11 protein-coding genes are annotated in these 17,516 nt (G+C 33.2%); 4 read left to right on the top strand and 7 right to left on the bottom strand.

The window, feature by feature from the left end:
- Window positions 1–9: 9 nt before the first annotated feature.
- The 3 genes from CHB81_RS18620 (at window position 10) to CHB81_RS18610 (ending at window position 3,656) form a co-directional block, all read left to right on the top strand.
- Window positions 10–945, top strand: coding sequence for a type IX secretion system membrane protein PorP/SprF (locus CHB81_RS18620; protein ID WP_089353343.1), 936 nt, complete (start codon window positions 10–12; stop codon window positions 943–945).
- Between the two features lie 10 nt (window positions 946–955).
- Window positions 956–3,055, top strand: coding sequence for an OmpA family protein (locus tag CHB81_RS18615; RefSeq protein ID WP_089353373.1), 2,100 nt, complete (start codon window positions 956–958; stop codon window positions 3,053–3,055).
- 118 nt (window positions 3,056–3,173) lie between these two features.
- Window positions 3,174–3,656 (top strand): hypothetical protein, encoded by a 483-nt coding sequence (locus tag CHB81_RS18610; RefSeq protein ID WP_089353372.1) that lies wholly within the window; start codon window positions 3,174–3,176, stop codon window positions 3,654–3,656.
- 117 nt (window positions 3,657–3,773) lie between these two features.
- On the opposite strand, the gene CHB81_RS18605 is transcribed toward CHB81_RS18610, so the two are convergent.
- Complete coding sequence (locus CHB81_RS18605) at window positions 3,774–4,154, bottom strand: DUF1573 domain-containing protein (protein WP_089353342.1); 381 nt, start codon at window positions 4,152–4,154, stop codon at window positions 3,774–3,776.
- Between the two features lie 253 nt (window positions 4,155–4,407).
- Between CHB81_RS18605 and CHB81_RS18600 the strand changes: the two genes are divergently transcribed.
- Window positions 4,408–7,044: a valine--tRNA ligase gene (locus tag CHB81_RS18600; RefSeq protein ID WP_089353341.1), complete on the top strand. Its 2,637-nt coding sequence runs from the start codon at window positions 4,408–4,410 to the stop codon at window positions 7,042–7,044.
- A gap of 75 nt (window positions 7,045–7,119) precedes the next feature.
- Here CHB81_RS18600 and CHB81_RS18595 read toward each other — a convergent pair whose 3' ends face one another.
- The 6 genes from CHB81_RS18595 to CHB81_RS18570 form a co-directional block, all read right to left on the bottom strand.
- Entirely contained in the window at window positions 7,120–7,740 is a 621-nt protein-coding gene (locus tag CHB81_RS18595) for a GyrI-like domain-containing protein (RefSeq protein WP_089353340.1), read from the bottom strand.
- 198 nt (window positions 7,741–7,938) lie between these two features.
- A complete protein-coding gene (locus CHB81_RS18590; RefSeq protein ID WP_089353339.1) occupies window positions 7,939–10,197 on the bottom strand; it encodes a TonB-dependent siderophore receptor in 2,259 nt (752 codons plus the stop codon).
- 253 nt (window positions 10,198–10,450) lie between these two features.
- A complete protein-coding gene (locus tag CHB81_RS18585; protein WP_089353338.1) occupies window positions 10,451–11,176 on the bottom strand; it encodes a hypothetical protein in 726 nt (241 codons plus the stop codon).
- Window positions 11,177–11,441: 265 nt separating this feature from the next.
- Window positions 11,442–13,871: a TonB-dependent receptor gene (locus tag CHB81_RS18580; RefSeq protein ID WP_089353337.1), complete on the bottom strand. Its 2,430-nt coding sequence runs from the start codon at window positions 13,869–13,871 to the stop codon at window positions 11,442–11,444.
- A 48-nt stretch (window positions 13,872–13,919) separates the two neighbouring features.
- Window positions 13,920–15,068 (bottom strand): PepSY domain-containing protein, encoded by a 1,149-nt coding sequence (locus CHB81_RS18575; RefSeq protein WP_089353336.1) that lies wholly within the window; start codon window positions 15,066–15,068, stop codon window positions 13,920–13,922.
- A gap of 81 nt (window positions 15,069–15,149) precedes the next feature.
- A complete protein-coding gene (locus CHB81_RS18570) occupies window positions 15,150–17,471 on the bottom strand; it encodes a TonB-dependent receptor (RefSeq protein WP_089353335.1) in 2,322 nt (773 codons plus the stop codon).
- Between the last annotated feature and the right edge of the window lie 45 nt (window positions 17,472–17,516).

Here is a 17,516-nt window from a genome sequence, read left to right as displayed (position 1 = left end):
AATTTTCAAATGAAAAAAATAATACTTTATATACTTTTTCTTCTCTATATAATACCCGCTTCAGCGCAGCAGGATCCTGAATATACCCATTATATGTATAACATGAGTGTGGTAAATCCGGCGTACGCAACAGGGACTCCGTTAATGATGAATTTTGGAGGATTATACAGAACGCAATGGGTTGGAGCATATGGAGCGCCAAAGACTTTTACCTTTTTTGGACACACAGCCTTATCTGATAAGATTGAAGTTGGTTTGTCATTTGTATCAGATGATATTGGTGATGGTGCTAAAAAAGAAAATAACGTTTATGCTGATTTTGCCTATGTTTTAAATTTAGGAGGTAAAAATAGATTGTCTTTAGGGGTAAAAGCCGGATTCTCGTCGATGCAGAGTAATTTTAACGGATTTCAGTTACAATCCGGAAATGCAGCTACAGATGTTGCTTTTGCTCAGGATATTAATGCTACCAAACCAAATATTGGAGTTGGAGCCTATTATTTTAGAGATAATTTTTATGCGGGAATATCAGCGCCAAATTTATTGAAATCAAAATACATCGAAGAAAAATCAGGAGTTAATGCTTTTGGAGAAGATGCAATTCATACTTTCTTAACTGCGGGATATGTTTTTCAGGTCAATGATATGTGGAAAGTAAAACCTGCATTCATGGCAAAATTTGTAAAAGGAGCGCCAGTTTCGGTAGATTTAACGGCTAATGTTCTATATAATAATAAGTTTGAACTTGGTGCCGCTTATAGAATAAATGATGCTGTGAGTGCCTTAGTAAATATCAATGTTACGCCATCTTTGAGAGTTGGTTATGCTTATGACTACACACTTTCGAATTTAGGACAGTTTAATTCGGGAACGCATGAAATTATGCTGCTCTTCGATTTAGATTTATTAGGAAAAGGATATGATAAATCGCCAAGATTCTTTTAAAATGAAAAATATGAAAAAACTACTCGTTATTATATTCGTATTTTCAATACAGTTTATAAATGCTCAGGATCAGGATTTGGCTAGAGCCAAGCGATTCTTTGATAAAACATATTATGCAGAAGCCATTATATTATATGAAAAGCTAGCCGAAGAAAAGCCTTCTCAGGAAGTTATAAAAAATCTGGCAGATTCTTATTATTATACCAACGATCTGATAAAAGCACAACGTTATTACAGGCTTTTAGTTAAAAATTACAACAACGATTTAAACAAAGACTATTATTTTAGATATGCTCAGGCGCTAAAAGCAACTAATAGTTATGACGATGCAAATACAGTTTTAAGAGAATACTATTCCAAATCCGGAAATAGTGAAGATCTTGCTAATTTCGAAAATGAGATTAAAATCTTAGAAAATGTATCAGCAATTGGTAAACGATTCGAGATTCAAAATCTGGCTATAAACACACCAAATTCTGAGTTTGGAGCAGTAAAGTATAAAGATAATCTCGTTTTTGCAGGAGTCAAATTAAAACCGGGAATATTTGATAAAAAATTTAAATGGGATAATGAAACCTATTTAAACATTGTAAAAGTGCCACTTCAGAGTATTAATTCAAGCGATGCAGATATTAGTTATTTTGCTGATGAATTAAAAACCGGAATGCATGAATCGAATGCTGTTTTTACAAAAGACGGAAAAACGATCTATTTTACACGCAATAATTCTAAGAATGGCAAAAAGAAAAAGAACGATCAGAAAATATCTAATCTTCAAATATTTAAAGCTGAATTGGTAGATGGAAAATGGAAAAATATAGTTTCATTACCTTTCAATAGCCCAAATTATTCTGTGGAGCATCCCGCTTTAAGTCCTGATGAAAAAGTATTGTATTTTGCGTCTGATATGCCAGGAAGTTTAGGATCGTTTGATATTTATTCTGTAAACGTAAATAAAGGAGCGTTTGATACACCACGAAATTTAGGTACGGAAGTAAATACAGATAAAAGAGAGCAGTTTCCATTTGTTTCGGCAGATAATAAACTTTATTTTTCCTCAGATGGACATTTAGGCTATGGATCGCTTGATGTTTTTGTTTCAGAAATTAAAGGAAATGAACATACAAAAGCAGTTAATATTGGTTTGCCCTTGAATTCTAATCTGGATGATTTTGCTTTTAATATTGATTCAGATACCAAAGAAGGATATTTTGCATCCAATAGAGAAGGCGGAAAAGGAAACGACGATATTTATTCGTTCAAAGAAACAAAAGATTTAATTGTAGAAGATTGTAAACAATTCATCGCAGGAATAATTACTGATGTCGATACCAATCTGGTTCTTGAAAATGCGACCGTAATCTTGCAAGATTCGGATAAAAAGACATTAAACACTTTTACGACAACTTCAGACGGAAAATTTAATTTTACAGTTGCTTGCGAAAGCTCTTATACAATTGTGGCTTTTAAGGAAAAATACACAAACGAATCGAAAACTTTAGAGATAGGAAAAACCAGATACCAAACAAACGATGGTTCATTGGCGCTTAAATCTTTAGAAGCAATTAAATTGGAAGAAAAGCAAAATGCCGAAAACAAAAGAAAACAAGAGATTATTATAGAAGAAGAAAATAAGAAAAAAGAAGCTTTGGCAGCTATTGCTTTAGCGGAAGCAACAGAAGCCAAGAAAAAAGAAAAAGTTGCTGAGATTTTAAAACAAGAAAAAGATGTTGTAAAAGATGATAAAGACAGATTAATTATTAAAACTGATCCTATTTATTTTGATTACAACATGTGGTATATCCGTAAAGAATCTAAAGTAGTTTTAGGAAGAGTGGTAGCATTGATGAATAAATACCCAGGAATGGTTATCGAAATAGGTTCGCATACAGATTCGCGCGGAAATGCTAAATTCAATGAAGACTTGTCTCAAAAAAGAGCAAACTCAACCAGAGAATTTATTATTCAATCGGGGATAAATGTAAGCAGAGTTACCGCCAAAGGTTACGGAGAATCTGTGCCAATTATAAAATGTAAAACAGATGATTCCTGTTCAGAAGAAGAGCACGAATTAAACAGAAGAAGTGAATTTGTTATTAAGAAACTATAAATAAGCTTATTTAAACCTGTCAGAATTAATAAAAAATATAATTTTAAAAAGAAGCCTTTTTTTTGGCTTCTTTTTTATTTAATTTTATAAAATAACAATGAACTTAAAATATTTAATTATGAAAAAACCAGTTATATTTTGCTTGCTTATAGCTTGCATTGGATTCCAAAGTTGTAAAAACGATGAAAAAAAGAAAGAAATTGAAGCCGTAAAAGCTGAAGGAGAAAAAGTTGTAAGTGTTCAGTGTTATAAAGCGATTTATGAAAAAGATACAATTGATTTAAAAGTAAATACATTAAAAAACGGAAAGATATCCGGAGATATGATAATGAAAGTTGCTAAAGCGCCAATAAGAACCGGTGAAGTAGCAGGAGAATTTAAAGGTGATACTTTATTTATAGATTATACTTTTGTTGATACTGCCAATAAAGATACAAAGTTCAAAAACCCAATGGCACTCTTAAAACGTGACAAACAACTTATTCTAGGAAACGGAACCATGCAAACTACAATGGGTGTTACTTATTTAGTAAAAGATAAACCAATTGATTTTGTAAACGTAAAATATAAATTTGCAACAGTTGAATGTACTGAAAAGTAAACCTTATTACTTATAATAATCTTTGTCAAAGTTTTAAAATTTGACAAAGATTTGAAAATAAAAAAGCCGTTTCTAATTAACGAAACGGCTTTTACTATTTTTTAGATTCTATTGTTTTTACAAAACTTCTCCTTTAATTTTTAAGGCAACTCTACCGTCAGGATAGTTTACAGCATTGGTTTCAACAGTAATTGTTTTACGGATAGGACCGGAAACCATATTGTATTTTACATCAATTTTCCCTTTTTTACCTGGCAAAATAGCTGCGGCAGGTTTTGTAACGATAATTGAGCTTACGGTAGATTCGGCACCGGTAATTAATAGTGGCGCATCTCCAGTGTTAGTAAATTCAAAAGAGCGAACCCCATTATCACCCTTAGAAATTTTTCCATAATCGATTGTGTTGTCTGGGGCTGCAAATTCAATTTTTGGGCCGTTTTGAGCATAACCAATTGTACAAAACAATGCGATTACAATAAAAGTGGCAACATTTTTCATTTGAAATTATTTTAAGTTGTAAGTAAATATACTTTGTTTTAATTAATACACAAATTTTTATTTCGCTTTTTATAGTGTCTTTAATTATTTACTTTTGCTGTCAGTTATAATTACAAAAATTGAACCAGTTTTTTTTACTGTTAATTTGTTTTACTGTTTAATCGTTTAATTGGTTTAAAAACATAACAAATCAACGATTAAACAAATTAACAATTAAACGGTTAAACCAACAATTAAACATATCCACGATAAAATGACAATTCCAGCACAATTTGACGCTAAAACGATCGAGAATAAATGGTATGATTACTGGATGAAAAACAACTATTTTCATTCAGAGCCAGATCATAGAACACCTTATACAATTGTAATTCCGCCACCAAACGTGACAGGAGTCTTGCACATGGGGCATATGTTGAATAATACAATTCAGGATGTTTTAATTCGTAGAGCACGTCTTAAAGGCTTCAATGCCTGTTGGGTACCGGGAACGGATCACGCATCGATTGCGACCGAAGCAAAAGTTGTAGCTAAATTAAAAGCAGAGGGAATCAATAAAAACGATTTAACTCGCGAAGAATTTTTAGCGCACGCTTGGGAATGGACGGATAAGTATGGTGGAGTAATCCTGGATCAGCTTAAAAAATTAGGGGCTTCTTGCGATTGGGAAAGAACCAAATTTACGATGGATCCTGATATGTCGGCTTCTGTAATTAAGTCATTTGTTGATTTATATAATAAAGGATTAATCTATAGAGGTTACCGAATGGTAAACTGGGATCCTGAAGCAAAAACAACTTTATCTGATGAAGAAGTTATTTATGAAGAACAACAAGGGAAATTATTTTTCTTAAAATATAAAATTGAGGGAACTGAGGAATTTTTGACCATTGCCACAACTCGTCCTGAAACTATTTTTGGAGATACTGCAATCTGTATTAATCCAAACGATGAGCGTTTTACTCATTTAAAAGGTAAAAAAGCAATCGTTCCTATTTGTGGTCGTGTAATTCCGATTATCGAAGATGAGTATGTAGATGTAGAATTCGGAACTGGATGTTTAAAAGTAACTCCGGCGCACGATATGAATGACAAAACGCTAGGAGAGAAGCACAATCTTGAAATCGTTGATATTTTTAATGAAGATGCTACGCTAAATAGTTTCGGATTGCATTATCAAGGGAAAGATCGTTTTGTGGTTCGTACCGAAATTGCAAAAGAATTAGAAGAAATTGGAGCTTTGGCAAAAACCGAGATCCATTTAAATAAAGTTGGAACATCTGAAAGAACCAAAGCGGTGATCGAACCAAGATTATCAGATCAATGGTTCTTGAAAATGGAAGATTTAGTAAAACCTGCAATCCAATCTGTTTTGGTTGATGGAGATATTAAATTACACCCAAAACGTTTCGAGAACACTTACGCACATTGGTTAAACAATATCCGTGATTGGAATATCTCTCGTCAGTTATGGTGGGGACAACAAATTCCGGCTTATTATTATGGTGATGGAAAAGAAGATTTCGTAGTTGCAGAAAACATCGAAGATGCATTAAAATTAGCACAAGAAAGAACATCTAACAATTCACTTACAACATCTGACTTAAAACAGGATGTTGATGCCTTAGACACTTGGTTTTCTTCTTGGCTGTGGCCGATGTCAGTTTTTGGTGGAATAATGGATCCGGAAAGTGCAGATTACAAATATTATTATCCAACAAATGACTTGGTAACAGGTCCGGATATTTTGTTTTTCTGGGTTGCGAGAATGATTATTGCAGGTTACGAATATGCTGGTGAAAAACCATTTACAAATGTATATTTAACTGGTTTAGTACGTGATAAACAACGTCGTAAAATGTCTAAATCATTAGGGAATTCTCCTGATCCTTTAGACTTGATCGAGAAATTTGGTGCAGATGGAGTTCGTGTAGGATTACTTTTAAGTGCTTCTGCAGGAAACGACATTATGTTTGATGAAGAATTATGTAACCAAGGAAAAGCGTTTTCAAACAAAATCTGGAATGCGTTTAAATTGATTAAAGGTTGGGAAGTTTCAGATACTATTCCACAGCCGGAATCATCAAAAGTAGCGATCGAATGGTACGAAGCGAAGTTGCAACAAACTTTAGTTGACATTGAAGATAATTTTGAGAAATACAGGATTTCAGATTCGTTAATGGCAATTTATAAATTGGTTTGGGATGATTTTTGTTCTTGGTTTTTAGAAATGATCAAACCGGCATATCAACAACCAATTGATAAAGCAACGTTTGATAAAGCAATCGAAATGTTAGAAAGTAACTTGAAATTGTTACATCCGTTTATGCCTTTCTTAACTGAGGAAATTTGGCATTTAATTGCTGACAGAACTCCGGAAGAAGCTTTAATTGTTTCGACTTGGCCAGAATTGAAACCATTCAACGCAAGTTTGATTACTGATTTTGAAAATACAATTGAAGTAATTTCAGGAATTAGAACCATTAGAAAAGATAAAAATATTCCGTTTAAAGATGCAATCGAATTGAAAGCAATCAACAGCGAGAACATTTCGACATATTTTGATACAATCGTAACGAAATTAGGAAACATTTCAGCTTTCGAATATGTTTCGGCTAAAGTTGATGGAGCGTTATCTTTCCGTGTAAAATCAAATGAATATTTCATTCCGATTTCAGGAGGAAATATTGATGTTGAAGCCGAAATCTCAAAACTGACTGCGGAATTAGTTTACACGCAAGGTTTCTTAAAATCAGTTCAGGCAAAATTGTCTAACGAGAAATTTGTTGCCGGAGCGCCAGAAAAAGTCTTGGCTAACGAAAAACAAAAAGAAGCTGATGCATTAGCAAAAATTGCTACAATCGAGCAAAGTATTGCTGGTTTGAAATAAGAATCAGATTTACTTTTAAAAATAAAAAATCCCAATACTACTTTTAGTATTGGGATTTTTGCATTTAATTAAGCTTTATTTGACGGGTTCTCTTAGTATTGTTTTCAATTTTTCGGGAGGCGTTTTTCGGAAATCAGATAAATAGATTTCATGATGCATTCCGTTTTTCTGCAAATTATTGTTTTTAGAAAACTCCTGAATTTGTTTAAGTGTTTCGGGCTCATTGGCAAAAGGTCCAATATGAAGAATTTGTATTACTTTGCCTTCTGTCATTTCATAAAATTCAATTGTTTCTGCTTGTTTTATTTGTTTTTTGATGGCAATATCAATAGCAGTTTCAACTTGTTCTTTGGTAACAAAATCTGGCATTCTAATCATGATTCTGTAATTCCATTCACTTCTTGGAATTTTTAATGGTGCTTCATCAATAGATATATTATTGTATTTTTCTTCATCAAAACTCCATAAAGCTTCAAGTTTAGGAACAACAAAATCATTATTTAATGTTTTGCACATAAATTTTATCGCATAAGCTGTTGGATACAACGCCTGAATATTATCTGCAAATGCTTCACCTGAGGGATCACCTTTGCCCACAATTGATAAATAATGTGCTTTTTCGATATGTATTATTTGAGGCTTAGCTTTGGCAGTATAATATATCTTATCTGTCTTTGTTAAATCTAATTTATTCATTTTTTGGATGTTTAGATTACAAAGTAAATTACATCTAGTGACAACCCTATGTCATTAGTAATTCTGTTTTTACTTCTTTTTAGTCAAAACAAAAAACCTCATTTAGTGATAAATGAGGTTTTCTTTATTTAAGGGTCAGAGCTTTTCCTTTTGAAAAGCAGAAAGAAGCTTTGGTGGATTAAAATCTAATTCAAATTTTTAGAATTTGTATCTTAAGCTTGTCATAATCTGACGAGGTGCAATTGGATTCACACTGTAATTTTCGTGAACTGTATAGTTCAATTCATTTGTAATATTTGATAATCTACATAAGATTGAGATTTTTTTCCAAGTATAACCAGCTGACACGTCTATTGTTGTGTAACCTTCTAAAGGGATTTCTCTATCCCATATTCCGTTTGGTTTAGTAGAATCGTATTGATTGTTCCAACCTCCAGTTCTTTTTCCAATATAATTCCCGATTGCTCCAACAGAAACTCCTTTAAAGAAACCATCTTGCAGCGTGTAGAAGAAACTTAAATTTGCTGTGTTTGCGGGAGTTCTTGCTAAACGATCACCTTCTATAAAACTTCCGTTTAATCCAGATGTTTGTGTATAGCGCATATCATTATAACTGTAACCTGCAATAATATTTAAACCTTCAGTTGGTCTTGCTGTAATATCAATTTCAATACCTTTACTTTTAGTTTCCCCGCTTAAGACTTTTACGTTAGTATCAATATTTGGAGTTGTTCCGTCTGCTTTAAATTCGGCTGTTTGTGCTAAATTACTGTTCGTAATTTGATAAACCGTAAAGTTTGCACTAAAAAGTCCGTGTAAGAAATCTGTTTTAATTCCTGCTTCATATTGATCAATAATCGATGGAGCAATTGGTTTTAAATCTGCAGTTGTTCCTGTATTTGGTGTAAATGAACTTGAGTAGCTACCAAACAAGGAGATTTCTTTTGTTGGTTGGTAAATTAATCCAAATTTTGGAGAAAAAGCATTATCTAGTTTTTTACTACCAATAACGGGTGTTGCTTTTTCAGGGCTTACAGTAAGTGTTTCTTTGTAAGTTGTTACTTCAGCTTCTTGCCAAGACCAACGAACACCAGCTAAAACTTTGAATTTATCTGTAATAGAAATCAAGTCTTGAAAATAGGCGCCAAAACGATTGGTTTCCGTTTTTGCGATTTGAGTAGCTCTTGCATTCGGAATATCATTTCTTTGTGTCGAAGGATCGAAATCAAAAAGATAGATAGTATCATAAAGATTCGGATCATATTTACCATTTACCTTAACTTTTTGTTCGCTAAAAGCATAAGTATAAGCGGTTACAAATGAATTTTCCCAATCTACACCTGTATATATCTGATGTTTTACAGATCCGGTACTAAAGTTTCCTTGCAGGCTTAATTGGTCTCCAAGAATTTGCTCTAAGTTTTTCCCTTGAGTTAATCCTCTATTCCAGTAACCAGGTGTTGGGTATATTTTAGTATCATCTAAATTAGACAATTGAGCTGTTGATTTTTGGGTTCTGTTGTAAGTCTGGAATGAACTATTAAAATTAAGTTTCCAGTTTTTATTGAAGTCATGATTTAATAATGCGGATGCGCTGGCAGATTTTGTATTACCATTAGACCAAAGAGAACCGTAAAAAGCATTACGTGGCAAGTCTAAAATTTGTTTTCCTATAATTCCAGTTCCAAAATCCGGAGTCCAGTCTGCTGTTAAATAATCTCCCTGAAGAGTAATTTGTGTTTTTTTGCTTACATCAAAAAGTAAAGATGGGTTTATGTATAAACGTTCGTTTTTTACTACATCTCTAAAGCTTTCAGAGTTTTCATATGATCCATTAATTCTAAAAGCAATAGATTTAGTTAAAGGACCATAAAAATCGATAGATGGCTTATAAAAAGCATAACTACCCATTTGCATTGATATTTCACCGCCTTTTTTAAATGATGGTGTTTTGGTTACAAGATTTAAAATTCCACCTGGTGCAACATTTCCAAATAATAAGGCTGATCCTCCTTTTAGGAATTCTACTTTCTCTAAACCAGAAACATCAGGGATAGAACCAGCATTATAGCGAAATCCGTTTTTAAACATATTATTGGCAGACATGTCATATCCTCTTGAGAAAAAAGATTCCTGAGCACCACCACGGGCTGAACTTACGTAAACACCATTTGCATTTTTTACTACTTCGCTTAATCTGATTGCTTGTTGTTGCTCAATAATTTCAGCACCAATAACTTGTATGGTTTGTGGATTATCCATTGGTTTTAATCCTGAACGAACTGCTGTTACTGGTTTTGGTTCTTTGCTTTTAGTAACAATCACTTCATTAAGAATTTCTCCTTTTTTGTTTCTTACAGTGTCGTTTACAGCCGAACCGCTTTCTGAACTTGCATAGTTTTGACTATAAGAGGCTAAACTTAAAAATGAAAATCCGAAGAGTAAAATATATTTCATGTTGTTTATTAAGAATAAGTAAAAATAATTTTTGCAAATATAAATAGGTAGATCTTCTCCTGCAAAGTTTATTTAGATTAATTATGGTTAACATTGTAACTGTTTATATGTTAATTATTTGTGAAATAAATTTGAAGGAAAAGTAACATGTAAGACAGTTTTCTTTATGGTTGAAACGTGCCTTTTTAAAGTAAAAAAATAAAAAAACCTTGCTGTAAAAAAGCAAGGTTTGTTAAAAAAGGCAGAAAATAATTTATTTGACTGTAATTAAATAAGTAGCCATTTTCCAGATTTCATCGTATTTTTTACCATTATGTTCTCCGGCAGCTTTTTCGGTATAAGCAAATTCTACCATATAGTTTCCTGGCCAGATTGGTGTAAACGAAATTTCTCCGTTTTCATTACTCCATAATTCTTTTTCCCAACCGTTTGGGGCAATTACTTTCATTTTTTGTTTTTTGGCAGCTTTAGCTTCGTACAAGGCATTTACATTTATAACCGCTTTTTGTTTGGCAGTTGCAGCATCTTTAGAAAATAAGCTGATAACATTTGAATTTACTGATGCTTCGTTTCCTTTTGCAGGATTACCAACCGTAACGGTAGCACTTGAGTTATAGTCCAATTTCATTGTTCCGTAAACATCTTTTACCGTATGGTGCATTACTACTGTATAAACACCGTCTTCATCTGGTGTGAAAAAAGCCTGATATTTATTTTCTAAAGCTGTTGCAGAAAGTTTCGTTTCTTTGTTTGAAGGACTGATTACTACTAATGAAAAGTCTTTTAAATCAGAGAACCATTTAGCAGAAGCAGTAATGTCGTTATCTGAAAATTCTCCAAAGAAAACAGAGATTTCCTGTGCTTTACCTTTAGTACCGGTTGCTTTAGTTTCAATCCAAAGAGCGTGAGCAAATAGGGCAGGACTGGCAACTAACATAAAAAGTGAAAATGTTATTGATTTTAAAGTTTTAGATTTCATAAAATGAAGTTTAAATTTTAGTAAAAATTATTATTGTTACAAACTTAAGTCTTATTTAGAATAATTAAAAATAAAACCAATAAAAAGACTGTTTTAAATTTGTAATGTTTTAGTTTTTAATTGAATAAGAAAAAATAAATGGGATTAATTAGCTTGAAATTAATACCATTTTGGTTTTTAGTGTTGAAATGGCTTCTCCCGTCCCGAAGCTTCGGGATCGGGATGCTCAGCCTGACAATCTTTATGTTATAAACAATTGTCTAGCTTAGAATTTATAAGTAAAACTCGCTACTACATTTCTAGGTTTCTGTGGATTTAATGTAGACCAGCCTCCATTAAAATAATCTTTATTAGCGATATTATTAATGTTTAATGCTATGCGAAATTTATTCGAATTATAAAATGCGGAACCATTGATAACGGTATAAGCCGGCAAAACAAATTTTCCGGTTACAGAACTGTCTAAAATAGCATTTTCACTGGCATAATTCCCTCCAAAACCAAGACCGAAATTTTCTAGGAAACCTTCGTCAAATTTGTAAGTAGCCCAAAGGTTTACTAAGTTTTTTGGTCCGGACCAGAAAGGTCTTTTTCCTTGTTCCAACCAAACATTTCCTACGTCTCCTTTTGTAATTTTACTGTCATTATAGCTGTACCCGGCAATAATACTCAATCCTTTTATTGGAGCAGCATTCAAATCAAATTCAAAACCTTTGCTTCTCGCTTCGCCACCTTGCACGGAATATGTAGCATTACTGGTTACCAAATTGGCAACATTAATATCATAATAACTTACAGTAGCATTCAATTTATCAGCAAAAAGATTTGCTTTTACTCCAAATTCTAATTGATTGGCATGTTCCGGTTCAAAAGTTTTTGATCCAAGTAAATTTCCGTCAGGATCATAATTCAATGCCGGAGCAACATTTCTAAAACCATTCATATAATTGGCGAATACAGCCAATTTGTCTTCGATAGGCTGATACAATAATCCGAATTTTGGTGATAAAGAAGTTTGTGTATAATCGTCGTCGTCGTTGTTAATATCGCCTTCGGTATCAAAATAATCAACTCTTAAACTTGCCATTGCCAATAATTTTGACGTAATATTCAATACATCAGATGCATAAGCGCTATAAGTTGCATCTTGCGGATTAAAATTTCCTGCAGCTTCATTGGCAAGAAGTTTATCAACAGAAGTCTGTGTCAGATAATAAGGATTCTGAGGATCTAATTGTCTCACTTCGCCTTGTGCGGTAACATTGTACAATTTACCATAACCGGAACCTCCATACATGACATTTCTTTCAAAATAATCCAAACCTACAACAAGACGGTTACGCATTGATCCGATTTTGAAATCGCCAATAAAATTTTGCTGAATATCAGTCGTAACAGTTTGTGATTGTTCTTTGGTTATCCATAAGCCAAAATCTTTATTACCATCTTCATTATCGTAGATATAAGAGTAATATCCTCTTGATTTAGAAGAACTTCTTGATAATACGGTTTGCGAAGTCCATTGATCAGAAATTTTATAAGTCATTTGACCCTGCAAACTAAATCTTGGATTTTTCATTGGTAAATCATTACTATAAAAAGATAGGTTTGTGTTATAGTTTAATTCGTCTAAGTTCGCGTATTGCAATGGTTTATCTCTTCCTAAAAACAACATCGATGGCGTAGTTTTTTCTTCCTGCATAAACTCTGTATTGATCAGGAAAGAAAGTTTGTCGTTTACTTTATACGAAAGGGAAGGTGCTACAAATATAGAAGTACGATATCCTGCATCCTGAAAACTATTTTCGGTTTGATACGCTGCATTAATTCTAAAAGCCACATTATCAGCGTCGTCAAGTGGTGTGTTAACATCGGCAGTTACTCGGTTTAAGCCGAAACTTCCCGTTAAATACGATATTTCACCGCCAAAACCGCTATAAGGCTTTTTTGTAACCGTATTAATAAGTCCGCCGTAACTTACCAAACTACTTCCAAACAAAGTTCCAGATGGACCTTTGATCACTTCGATACGTTCTACGTTTGCAGGATCTAAACTACCGTTTGTCAAGCCTGGTAATCCGTTTACAATATTTGCCTGAACTTCAAAACCGCGCAAAGTATAATACGATCCACCATCACCGCCACGACCGGTAGATTCCCATAATTTTTGAATTCCGGGAACATTTTTCAAAGCATCTTCATAATTTGTAATGGCTTGTTCTTTGATTAATTCCGATGAAACAATATTGTAAACCTGAGGATTTTCGATGTTTTTCAACGGCATTTTAGAAACATAAGTACTTTGTTTCGGGAAGGCTTTTCCTCGATTTCCGGTAATAATTACTTCTTTTAATTGTTTGTTTGAAACCTTCAATTGCAAATTTAGCATTGTAGTTTCATTGCCAGAAACGATCACTTCTTGTTCTAAAGTTTCATAACCTGTTAGAGAAACCTGCAAAGTGTAGGTGTTTGCTTTTACTCGGTTAAACTCAAAAGCACCATCTTCATTGGTAATTGTTCCGTATTTGGAATTTTTAAGAATGATGTTTACACCAACGGCAAGCTCACTGTCTGAAGTGGTAATGGTTCCTTTAATTTTTCCGAAGTTTTGTTGTGCGAATGCCGTGGCTGTTACAATAAAAGACAGACCAATGACATATAGAAATTTTGTTGTTTTAGAATTTAAATAGTTCATTTTGATAAAGGTTTTAGTTATTACTTGTGATGATTGGTTTAAGTATTATTATTTAGCTTTTTTCTTTTTATTATTTCGTCCCCACCAAATATAAAATCCCGTTACCGGAAGACTGGCGCAAATAAAACTGGCAAAAAAGGCCAATATTTTTCCGGGTAATCCCAATATGCCTCCGGAATGAATGGGGTAGTTTAACGAACGAAGTTTGTCTCCGTTGTTGCGATCTGCGAAGGTTTTCTTTTCTAATATTTTGCCGGTATACTGATCAAATTGTAGAAAGACTCTATCAAAACTTCCTCCATTTTCAATAAATACAAATTGCGATTGTAAAGAGTCCGAAGGAATTGAAACAATGTAGTTTTTGGCATTTGGATAATCCTGTTTTAATGCAGCATAGATTTTATCCAACGGATTTTGATTGTCTTTTTTTGAAATATCTGATTTTATTTCCTCTTGTTTTCTTTCGATAGTCTGACCGCCATTGGCAATCCATTTTACACCATTATCAACCCATTCAAATGACCAAACTAAACCTGTTAAGGCAATAATCAAAGCAAAAATCAGTACATAAAATCCCAGAATATTATGCAAGTCGTAGTTTTTACGTTTCCATTGTGTGGTGTTTTTCCAGCGAAACCAATAACGTTGTTTTGCTGCTGCTTTATTTTTTGGCCACCAAAGTATTAGTCCGGTAATCAATGAGATAATGAATATGATAACGGCAATACCTACAATTGGCTGACCAATGTCATTTGTCAATAATAAACTCCAATGTAGAGAGAAAATAACCTCAAAAAATTCCGTTGTAGCATCTTCTATTTTCTGAATTTTTCCTGTAAAAGAATTAATGTAAATGTTATAACTATATTCTGTTGTGTCCCAATACCAAATGGCATTTTTGTTTTCGAAAGTTTTACTGGTTTGTAATAGTATGGTTGCATCTTTTTCGTTTCGGATATTTATGGAATTTATGGGTTTGTCAGTTCCAATAGAATCCTGCACTATTTTGACCAATTCTGATAGCGGTTTTTGCACGTTTTTAGTTTCATTTGCAAAATAGCTATCGTGATACACTATAGGTCTTAATTCTTCATCAAAGACGTAAATACAGCCTGTAATACCCAGAATAACGATAATTAGACCCGAGCCTAAACCGAGCCATAAATGAATTTTAAGTATGATTTTTTTAAAGGTCATTAAACGTTTATTTATAAAAAGGAAAAGATGATTTATTAAAAAACACCTCTGGAGTTGAGGTGTTTTTGATAAAGATTTTGCTTAAAATTTCAGGGTTAAGTTTACCAAGACATTTGATGGAGTTTGTGCCATTCCATAAGAATCCCAATATTTTTTGTTGTTGATGTTGTTGAATTTAACACCAATTCTCCATGTTGGCTGATCGTAGAAAACAGTTGCATTATAAACCGAATAAGATGGAGCGTAGAAACTTTCGTCTTCAAATTTATATTGTTTGTCTACATAGTTACCTCCAAAACCAACACCTAAATCTTTTAGTTTGTTTTGAAATTTATAAGAAAGCCAAAAGTTAACTACATTCTCTGGCGCACTGCTTGCTTTATTTCCTTCAATAGAAGGATCTGATGATTTTACGATACGATTATCATTATAAGCATAACCTACCACAGCGTTTAAACCTTCAATTGGATTTGCAATAAATTCAAAATCTAAACCTTTACTTACCTGTTTACCATCCTGAATACTAAAACCATCAGGAGTTGTTCTTGTCGCATTATCAATAGTAATGTTGTAGTAACTTAATGTAGTACTTAGTTTTTTATTGAAAACTTCTACTTTTACACCACCTTCGTATTGGTTGGCGTAAACTGGTTTCAGGATTAACAAGCTTCCGTCCGGCTGATTTACTGGACCTGAATTTTGAAAACCATTCATATAATTTCCAAACAAAGAAACTTGATCTTTAACAACTTCATAAACCAAACCTAATTTAGGAGACAAAGCAGTTTGGTTATATCCATCGACATCTACAAGTTTTTTCTGAACGAAGTTGTCCAAACGAAGACTCAACATTGCTGATAAACGATCTGTAAAACTGATTACATCTGAGGCATAAACACTAAATATTTGTTCGTCCGGAACTGGCCATGTAAGTTGAGATAGTGCTGCATCAACTTGTTTTTTTCTAATAGGATCAAAAGGTTTTGTCACATCAATAGTGTCTATAACTGGTGTTGCACCATAATTGAAGGTGCTTTTTGAAAATCGGTAATTTACACCCAATAATAGTTTATGTTTGATGCTTCCGGTAGAAAATTCACCATTAATATTTTCTTGTATATTTGTAAACTGATTGAATATTGGTCCAAAACGAGATACACTTCTTTGTACTTCTGTTGGTGAACTCCATTGTGTGTAATATTGATAACTACGATCTACATTTTCATCTATGAAAGAGAAAAGCGTCGTAGATTTCCAATGATCTGCCAATTGATATTCTGCCTGAACAAAAACTTTTGCTGATGAGGTTTTAGCATCGAGATCATCATGAAACAAACTTTTTCTGTAGTCTATTTTTAGATCCGTTGGGTTTGTAATTCCGGGAGCATAGGAACGTCCGTAAGTAGGGCGTGTGTTGTTTACATTATAGATTTCAGTGTCAATACTTAAGGTTAGTTTGTCAGTTGCTTTATAAATAAGACTTGGCGCAATCAGGAATGTTTTATTAAAACCATAGTCTAAAAAACTTTTTTCAGTATTTAGAGAAGTGTTTAATCTAAACAATACTTTATTATCCGGTGTTAATGGAGTATTGATATCAAGAGCAATTCGGTTCAATCCAAAACTTCCTCCGGTATAAGATACTTCTGTTTTTTTGCCTTCAAAAGGTTTTTTGGTAACAAGGTTTACAACACCTCCAAAAGAAGATACAGACGATCCAAACAAAGTTCCTGATGGCCCTTTAAGAACCTCAATACGCTCTGCATTATCGATAGAAATAGAGCTGCGTCCAGTCATGTTTTCCATTCCGTTTCGGGCATTAACGCCAGTACTAAATCCTCTAAAAGAAATTTCAAGTCCTCCCGAAGGATAAATTTTTGTAGTTACACCAGGTGCATTTACAACTGCGCTTCTAATGTCTATGGAAACTTGTTCTTGTAAAAGTTCTTTTTGAATCACACTATAAACTTGTGGATTTTCCAGATTTTTAAGGGGCATTCTCGCAACGTAATCTGTTTTTTTAGATAAGATGCTTTTTTTGCCATTTACAACAACTTCGTGTAACTCTTTGTTTGAAACCTTCAATTGTAAGTTTACAGTTGTGGTTTCACCTTCGGCTACGATAACTTCTTGTTCTGTTGTATCATAACCCGTTAAAGATATCTGTAAAGTATATGTATTTGCTCGAACTCTGTTCAATTCAAAACTACCGTCATCATTTGTAGTAGTGCCATATTTTGAAGCTTTAAGGATCACATTTACACCAGCAGCTGCATCGCCGTCAGAGGTTGTTATTGTTCCTTTTATTTTTCCGAAGTTTTGTTGCGCAAAAGAACAAAAAATAGAGAATAGAAGGCCGATTGTAAATAGAAGACGATACGTTTTCGCAGAAGAATATTTCATTTTAAATTAAATTTGGTTAAGATTTATTTTTATTTAGAATTAATA

This window comes from Flavobacterium sp. ov086, from assembly GCF_900187965.1.
In the GTDB taxonomy this organism is placed as follows: Bacteria; Bacteroidota; Bacteroidia; order Flavobacteriales; family Flavobacteriaceae; genus Flavobacterium.
This window is presented reverse-complemented; position numbering and strand designations above follow the sequence as displayed.